9 protein-coding genes are annotated in these 8,190 nt (G+C 66.5%); 4 read left to right on the top strand and 5 right to left on the bottom strand.

The features are described 5' to 3' along the window. Positions 1 to 1,940 (top strand): AAA family ATPase (locus WAN71_RS07245; protein ID WP_422224683.1); only part of this gene is annotated, 1,940 nt, incomplete at its 5' end. A 58-nt stretch (positions 1,941 to 1,998) separates the two neighbouring features. Then, positions 1,999 to 2,124, top strand: a complete 126-nt coding sequence (locus WAN71_RS07240; RefSeq protein WP_422224682.1) for a hypothetical protein — start codon at positions 1,999 to 2,001, stop codon at positions 2,122 to 2,124. Here the strand turns inward: WAN71_RS07240 and WAN71_RS07235 are convergent, their stop codons facing one another. Then, complete coding sequence (locus WAN71_RS07235) at positions 2,125 to 2,970, bottom strand: SMP-30/gluconolactonase/LRE family protein (RefSeq protein ID WP_422224681.1); 846 nt, start codon at positions 2,968 to 2,970, stop codon at positions 2,125 to 2,127. It abuts the gene before it with no gap. Then, positions 2,967 to 3,797, bottom strand: coding sequence for an enoyl-CoA hydratase-related protein (locus tag WAN71_RS07230; RefSeq protein ID WP_422224680.1), 831 nt, complete (start codon positions 3,795 to 3,797; stop codon positions 2,967 to 2,969). Before WAN71_RS07230 ends, WAN71_RS07235 begins: the two co-directional genes overlap by 4 nt. Before the next feature lie 65 nt (positions 3,798 to 3,862). On the opposite strand from WAN71_RS07230, the gene WAN71_RS07225 reads away from it, so the two are divergent. Next, the gene (locus tag WAN71_RS07225) at positions 3,863 to 4,732 is read left to right on the top strand and encodes an SAM-dependent methyltransferase (protein WP_422224679.1); all 870 of its coding nucleotides are present in this window, start codon (positions 3,863 to 3,865) and stop codon (positions 4,730 to 4,732) included. Positions 4,733 to 4,736: 4 nt separating this feature from the next. On the opposite strand, the gene WAN71_RS07220 is transcribed toward WAN71_RS07225, so the two are convergent. From WAN71_RS07220 to sodC, 3 genes are read right to left on the bottom strand one after another with little or no spacing between them, the layout of a single operon-like run. Then, entirely contained in the window at positions 4,737 to 5,384 is a 648-nt protein-coding gene (locus WAN71_RS07220) for an LON peptidase substrate-binding domain-containing protein (protein WP_422224678.1), read from the bottom strand. Continuing rightward, positions 5,384 to 6,535: a glutamate--cysteine ligase gene (locus tag WAN71_RS07215; RefSeq protein ID WP_422224684.1), complete on the bottom strand. Its 1,152-nt coding sequence runs from the start codon at positions 6,533 to 6,535 to the stop codon at positions 5,384 to 5,386. The genes WAN71_RS07220 and WAN71_RS07215 overlap by 1 nt, the downstream gene beginning before the upstream one ends. Continuing rightward, positions 6,516 to 7,226: a superoxide dismutase[Cu-Zn] gene (sodC, locus tag WAN71_RS07210; RefSeq protein WP_422224677.1), complete on the bottom strand. Its 711-nt coding sequence runs from the start codon at positions 7,224 to 7,226 to the stop codon at positions 6,516 to 6,518. The genes WAN71_RS07215 and sodC overlap by 20 nt, the downstream gene beginning before the upstream one ends. A gap of 187 nt (positions 7,227 to 7,413) precedes the next feature. Here sodC and WAN71_RS07205 point away from each other — a divergent pair. Next, positions 7,414 to 8,190 (top strand): DUF222 domain-containing protein (locus WAN71_RS07205; protein ID WP_422224676.1); only part of this gene is annotated, 777 nt, incomplete at its 3' end.

Below are 8,190 nucleotides of genomic sequence, written 5' to 3'. Positions count from 1 at the left end.
CTGTGATCGTGACCGCCGCGACGGTGTACGGCGCCCGGTCGGTGACCTTGAGCGGCTCGGCGATGACCAGTCAATCGGTTCCCCCGCCCACCCTGCGGCAGGCCCTGCTCGGCAAGGTGTTGACCGTCGGCGACGCGGTCTCGCTGCTGCCGCGCGACCTGGGACCGGGCACCTCGACTCAACCTGGCGCCAGGGCAGCTGCCGCACTGCTCGCGTCGGCGGTCGGCATCAGCTGGACCTCGGAGCTGTTGACTGTCACCGGTGTCGATCCCGCCGGGCCGGTGAGTGTGCAGCCGAACTCGTTGGTGACGTGGGGAACTGGTGTCCCGGCTGCAGATACCGACCGGCACGTCGCGACACCGGCGTCAAAGCAGGCCGGCGCCACGACGTCACCGGTCACGGTCAACGACCTCAAGGGCGTCAGCGCGCAGGCAGCGAAACTGACCGAGTGGCTCAAGCTCGCACTCGATGAGCCGCACCTATTACAAACCCTCGGCGCCGGAACGAATTTGGGCGTCCTGGTATCGGGTCCGGCCGGCGTCGGCAAGACCACGCTGGTGCGCGCCGTCTGCGCGGGCCGACGGCAGGTGGAGCTCGACGGTCCGGAGGTCGGCGCGCTGACCGCCGACGACCGGCTCAAGCGGGTGGCCTCGGCGGCGGCGGATGTTTGCGATGGCGGTGGAGTACTACTGATCGGCGACATCGACGCGCTGCTGCCCGCCGTGGGAGAACCAGTGGCGACGCTGATCCTGGCCGAACTGCGCAAGGCGATCGCGGCCCCGCAGGTCGCGGTCATCGTCACGTCGTCGGTGCCGGAGAACCTCGACACGCGGCTGCGCGCGCCGGACCTGTGCGACCGCGAGCTGGTGCTGAGCCTGCCCGACGCGGCCACTCGCACGGCACTGCTGCAGGGACTACTGAAGCCGGTGCCCGCCGAGAATATCGACTTCGGCGAGATCGCCGATCGCACACCGGGTTTCGTGGTCGCCGATCTCGCCGCCCTGATCCGCGAGGCGGCATTGCGCGCGGCAGCCAGAGCCAGCTCCGACGGCACACCGCCGAAGCTGACCCAGGACGACCTGCTCGGTGCGCTTACCGTGATCAGGCCGCTGTCGCGCTCGGCCGCAGTCGAGGTGACGCTGGGCTCCATCACGCTCGACGATGTCGGCGACATGACCACCACCAAGCAGGCACTGACCGAAGCGGTGCTGTGGCCGCTGCAGCATCCGGATGCCTTTGCCCGGCTCGGGGTTCAGCCGCCGCGCGGGGTGCTACTGTACGGGCCGCCAGGCTGCGGCAAGACCTTTGTGGTGCGCGCACTGGCCAGCACCGGACGGCTTTCGGTGCACGCGGTCAAAGGCTCTGAGCTGATGGACAAATGGGTCGGCTCGTCGGAGAAGGCGGTGCGCGAACTGTTCGGCCGAGCCCGCGATTCCGCTCCGTCGCTGATATTTCTCGACGAGGTCGACGCGCTGACGCCGCGGCGTGGTCAGAGCTTTGACTCCGGCGTCACCGATCGGGTGGTCGCCGCGCTGCTCACCGAACTCGACGGTATCGAGCCGCTGCGCGACGTCGTGGTGATCGGCGCCACCAACCGGCCGGACCTGATCGACCCGGGGCTGTTGCGCCCCGGCCGACTGGAGAAGCTGGTGTTCGTCGAACCGCCCGACGCACAAGCCCGCCTGGACATCTTGCGCACCGCAGGCAAGTCGGTTCCGCTGCGCGACGTTGACCTGACCGCGCTGGCGGCCGACCTGGACGGCTATAGCGCCGCAGATTGCGTGGCACTGCTACGTGAGGCTGCGCTTACCGCGATGCGGCGCTCGGTCGACGCCGCCGAGATCACCGCCGCCGACGTCGCTGCCGCACGCGAAACCGTCCGCCCCTCATTGGATCCCGTTCAGCTGGCCGCGCTGCGCGACTTCGCCACGGAACGGTGATCCTCAACCGTATACCGGGAGTTTCGTCCGGACCAAAGGGTGACACGACGCAGAAACGTTGGCGGACATCATTGTTGGCGTGTTGTCCGGCGGCATCGTCAACTGGACCGTCGACCGGACGAATTCCTTGGAGACCAACCTACCCAACCTTGCGGTCGCGCCGGCAGAGCTGCTGTCCGGATGATCAACGGTAACTAAGCGGAGGAACTTCACCGTCGAACAGAATTCTCAGCAGGCTCTGGCTCTGAGCGGCGGTGACGAACAGCTCATCGGACCGCCTCCCGCCGATGCAGACGTTGGTGGGTAGCGATCCGGCCAGCAACGCGATTTCCGCGACGCGCCGGCCCCACGCGTCGACGACGTCGATGCGGTCAGCGCCGGTCAGCGCAACCCAGTAGTCGCCGTGGGCGCTCACCGCCATGCCGTCGGGCCAGCCGTCGGCGAAAGTGTGCACAATCTCGGGCGGACCGTATGCGCTGGTGTCGTAGGACAGTAACTGCGACGACAGCGTTGCTGTCACAAGCAATCTCGAGCCGTCGCGGTCAAAGCCCAGACCGTTGATGAACACCGGTCCATCGTCGATGACCTGTTGGGTGTCACCCGAGACCACGTCGGTCGCATACACGTGGCCGGGCAGCCCCGCGCCGGGAGTGCTGATGTCGAACTCCCCGCGAGTGTCGGTAATCCACAGCCGCCCATCCGGACCGAAGGTCAGATCATTCGGCGCTCCCAGCCCCTCGACGAGGTAGTCGACGCGCCCGTCGGTGATCACCTGAACGCCCGGCTCGGCGGAACCGCTTGCGCCCCAGACACCGCCGTTTTGCGCCACATACAGCGTGCCGTCGGCGCTGCACGCCAAGCCATTTGGCCCGCCACCGGTGTCGATGCGTTCCAGTGCACCGTCGCGCGGGTCGACGATGTAGACACAACCATGACTGATCGACGTCAGCGCCACTCGGTCATCGGGAAGCCACACCGGCCCCTCGGTGAAGCCCAGTCCGTCTGCGATCACGTCGATGTGCACGCTCACGGCTCCGGCTCAGGTTCTGGCAGGGGCGTCCAGTCCGCCGAGAGCTGCGCGCTAAACCTCGGCGACCGCCGTTCGAGGAAGGCGGTAACTCCTTCACGCGCGTCGTCGCTGCCCATCACCCGATGGTGCCGCCGCGTTTCCAGCGACGCAACCTGTCGCGGGGTATAGCTGTTGATCGCGCTGTCCCACAGCAGTCGCTTGCACAACGCCGCCGACATCGGCGCGACGTTGGTCGCGATGTCGCGGGCCATCTCCAAAGCGTGGTCTAACACCTGTCCAGCGGGCAGCGATTTGTTAGCGACACCGAACACGACGGCCTCGGCCCCATTGAAGGTGCGTCCGGTGAGTAGCACCTCGGCGGCCACTCCGAGGTTTGTCAGATGTGCCAGTGTCCAGTGCGACATGCAGTCCGGTATCACGCCCCGGCGGACTTGCACCACACCGTATTTGGCGTCATCGGCGATGATTCGGATATCTGCCTGCAGCGCGATGGTCAGCCCGATGCCAATGGCGTGGCCGTTGATCGCGGCGATCACCGGTTTGCGCAGCTCGAATGCGGCCGGGTCGATCGGCGACGCGGAGAATGGGGCGTCTTCCGCAGGGGCGTCGAACGGCGATGCGCTGCCCGTGAAATCCGCCCCGGCGCAGAAGGCCCGGCCCGCACCGGTGAGCACGATGGCCCGGACGTCGTCGTCCTCGTCGCAGCGCCGGTATGCCTGGCTCAGCAGCGTGCCCATCTCAGCGGTATAGGCGTTGAGCTGCTCGGGGCGATTGAATGTAAGCACCGCCACACCCGCGTTAACGTCAACCAGCACATCGCTGCCCACGCGTCGAAGTACACCACGCCACCTCGGGCTAAGCGCGTGCTTTCCAACTTCATTAGCCTGGTCTTATGGCACGGACTCGCGACGACAGCTGGGACATCACCGAGAGCGTCGGCGCAACGGCGCTCGGTGTGGCCATGGTGCGCGCCGCTGAATCCGATTGCGACTGTCCCCTGTTCACCGACCGCTATGCGGAGTTCTTCGTCGAAGCCGCAACCCAACGCGGCTGGGATCCGTCGGTGATAGCCAAACGGCTGCCGATCATCAGGGGCTACGCGGCGGTGCGCACCAAGTGGTTCGACGAGTACTTCATCGCCGCCGGCGCCAATGGCATCGAGCAGGCCGTGATTTTGGCCGCAGGCCTGGACGCCCGGGCCTGGCGGCTGCCGTGGATTCACGGCAGCGTCGTCTATGAGATCGACCAGCCACAAGTGTTGGCGTTTAAGGCGGACACGCTGGAAGCACGGGGCGCTCGACCGGCAACCCGGTATCAGGCGGTGCCGATCGATCTGCGGGCGGATTGGCCGACGGCCTTGCGCGAGGCTGGTTTTGATCCGTCGACGCCGACGGCGTGGTCCGCCGAAGGGCTGCTGCCCTACTTGCCGGCCGCCGGACAGGATCTGTTGTTCGAGCGGATCGTGACGCTCAGTGCCCCCGACAGCCGGATCGCCGTCGAGGCGCTGAGCCCGAGCTTCTTCGACCCGGATTACCTTGAGCAGCGCCGCCAAGCCCTGCCGGATACCTCGGATCTGTGGTTCATCGAAGAGCGCACCGACCTGACCCGATGGCTGGCCGAACACGGCTGGGCGGTCACCGCGATCGAGACGCTGAAGCTGATGGAACGCTACGACCGGCCGCCCGAGGGCGACCTCGCGAACCTCGCCCCGCGCAGCGTGTTCATCGAGGGCCGGCTCAACATGCCCAGGGGCCTTATCTAGCGGATTACTCCGAGAGCTGAAATTCGACCACCGCGGCAACGGAATCCACCGCCTCGCTCAGCGCGGCAAGCCGTTCGGCCGCGGACGGTGCGGCCAGCACCGAGTAGCGGTCCGCCGCGCCGATCGGAATACGCGACGCCAGTGCGTACAGCCGCATGCCGGCATCGACGGTGTCAGCGTCGGTACCTAGCACCACAGACCGCTCAGCCAACGAAAAGTTCCGTGCCGCCGCGATCCGCTCGAATAAGGCCATCACCCGGTCTTCGAGCTCTTCCAGTTGGCCTGCGGTCACCGGTTCGCCGGGCTCGTCCGGCCAGGTCTGCACCATGGCCCGCGGGTAGGGATCGTCGGGCAACCAGTCGCATACCCGGATCCGTTCGCCCGTCCGGCAACGCAGCATGAATCGGCCCGAGCCAGCAAGATCCACGCATTCGGTGATCCTGGCCACCGTCCCGACGTCGCAGCGCACATCGCCGCCGCCGACCTCGCGGCCCTGAGAGATCAGCACGACACCGAAACGAGGGTCTTCGTCGCGCATGCAATCCCGTACCAGCGCGGTATAGCGCGGTTCGAAGATTTGCATCGGAAGATCCTCGTCGGGCAGCAGCGCCGACTGGAGTGGAAACATCGCCATCGCAACGGCTGTCGCCATTAGATATCCAGCTCACCGACCAGCGCGTCGACAACAGCGCGGAGGTCTCCGTCGTTCTCCTCGGCGACCCGTCGCTGCCGCTGATACGACGCGCCCACCCGCCAGATATCGGCCACCGAGGCCAACTCGTCGGCGCAGTGCAGCGACTTGGCAACCGGCTCCAGGCGGTTGAGCAGGTCGGGCAGGTCGTCGGTGACTAGCCGTTCATTGCTTTCGGCGTCGAGAATGATGACCGCATCCAGCCCGTAACGCGCGGCGCGCCACTTGTTCTCCTGCACGTGCCAAGGGGGCATGCTCGGCAGCGACTCGTCGGCCTCCAATCGACGGTCCAAGTCGACCACCAGGCAATGCGTCAACGCCACCAACGCACCCAGCTCACGTAGGTTCGACACACCATCGCAGATTCGCACCTCGAGCGTGCCAAGATGCGGTGAAGGCCTTATGTCCCAACGGACTTCGTCGACGTGGTCGATGATGCCGGTCTTCTTCTGGTCGTAGACGAAGCCCTCAAACTCCGCCCAGGTCTGAAAATGAAACGGCAGGCCGGCGGTGGGCAGCTGCTGGAACATCATCGCCCGGTTGCTGGCGTATCCGGTGTCGGTGCCGGTCCACCACGGTGACGAGGCCGACAGCGCAAGCAGGTGCGGGTAGTAGTTGAGCAGCGAGGTCATGATCGGCATCACCTTGTGCGCCGAAGAGATTCCGATATGGACGTGTACGCCCCAGATCAGCATCTGCCGGCCCCACCACTGGGTGCGCTTGATCAGCTCGGCGTAACGCGGTGCGTCGGTGAGCTTCTGGGTGGACCACTGGGCGAAGGGGTGGGCGCCCGCGCAGAACAACTCCATCCCGCGGTCTCGGACGACCCGCCGTGCGGGGCCGAGGGTTTCGCGCAGATCCTCCATAGCCTGGCCGGTGTTGTCGCAGATGCCGCTGACTACTTCCACGGTGTTGCGCAGCAGTTCCTTGTGCACACGCGGGTTTTCGCCGATCTCGGCGATCACGGCGGTCGCCTCGTTGCTCAGGTCCCGCGTCTGCGCGTCGACGAGCGCGAACTCCCACTCCACGCCGATCGTCGGGCGAGGTGAGCGGGCAAAGTTGATATGGGCCCCTGCCCTGCTGACTGGCGCGCTAGCCGGCACCAATGACACCGCACGCCACCCGCTTGCCGGCGTCACCGGTGGACATCGTGGTTTGGTCGGGGCCCGGTGTCCCATTGACCTGGGTGTAGCGATCCGACGGGATGTTGCCGAAGTTGTCGGCTCCGGCGTGAATCATGATCGTGGTCCCCTGGCCTGCCAACAACTGGTCCTTCGTGAACGCATCGGTGGTGGTCACCAGCAGTGCCGCGCCATCCTTGCGGACTTCCAGCGAAGTCAGATCGCCACTCGAGGGCTCGCCCTGATGCCCCGGCGCCTGGAAATGCCCACCGGCCGAGAGGAAGTCGCCCGGCGCCCCGCCGCCGGTCGGGGGAACCGAGTTGGCTTCACACTTGCCGACCGAGTGGATGTGTACGCCATGGAATCCGGGAGTCAGTGCGCCCTGCCCGGTGGTCTCAAGGGTGATCGTCACGTAGCCGTTGGCGAATTCGAATTTGGCCGTCGCCACCTTGGCGCCGCCCGGCGCGATCAGGTGGGTGGTCAGACTCTCCGGTGCCACCTGCCCACCCTTTTGTTGCGTCTCCGACGGCGACGACGACCCGGTCCAGACTGACGGCGTGGTTCCCGGGGCGGTCGCCGGTGGCTGGTTCGGCTTGCAGGCGCTCAACAGCGCAACCGAAGCGACGAGCGGAACCAATGCGGTGACAGCGCCAACATTTCGGCGCGTGGCGGGCTTAACCATGGGGAGAGCCTATCCCGGCGACGATGCGGCCCGGAACGGGCTGAGGAGGAGCGGGATCATCAGCTCCAGCCCGGCGACGATGCGGCCCGGAACGGGCTGAGGAGGAGCGGGATCATCAGCCGCACCCACGCGGGATCGCCCGCCGCACCCAAAATCAATGTCGGAGGGTCGTGGCATACTCGAATGTATGTTCGAACAATCGCAGGGTTGCGTATCACAGCCGGAGGTGATTGCCCGGTTTGATGAGCTGTTCGAGCGGCACTATCCATCGAAAACGTCGGAGTCGGCCGCGCTGCTCGATCGAATCTGTGCGTCCTCGCGGGCCGAGAACCGGGCTGCCGCTGAGACGTTGGCCACGATCGGGGAATTGTTCGGCTACCGGTTGGCGCGCTGTTCGGACACCGAGGACTGGGCTATCGACACCGAAGAGGCCGTCGCCGCCGAGCTGGCCGCGGCGTTGCGGATCAGCCAGGGGCTTGCCGGCAGCCGGCTGCGCTATGCCCGGGCCATGCGCGAGCGGCTACCGGCAATCGCTGAAGTGTTCAAAGCCGGCGATATCGACTTCCGGACGTTTCAAACGATCGTGTATCGCACCGATTTGATCACCGACCCCGACGTGCTGGCGGTCGTCGACGCCCAGCTGGCCGCGCAGGTGCCGCGCTGGCCGTCGATGACTCAGGGCCGGCTGGCCGCCCACATCGACAAAATCGTGGCCAAGGCCGACGCGGATGCGGTGCGACGACGCAAGGAACGCCACGCCGAACGTGAGGTCTGGTTCGCCGATCTCGACAGCGGCCTCACACACATCGAAGGCAGCCTGCTTAGCCCCGACGCGCATGCACTGGACAAGCGGTTGACGGCGCTAGCGGCCACGGTGTGCGAGCACGATCCCCGCAGCCGTGAACAGCGCCGCGCCGATGCGCTGGGCGCGCTGGCCGCCGGGGCGGATCGGCTGGCCTGCGGC

This window comes from Mycobacterium sp., assembly GCF_049280035.1.
Classification (GTDB): domain Bacteria; phylum Actinomycetota; class Actinomycetes; order Mycobacteriales; family Mycobacteriaceae; genus Mycobacterium.
Note: the sequence above shows the minus strand (reverse complement) of the source record. Positions and strands in the feature narration are given on the sequence as shown.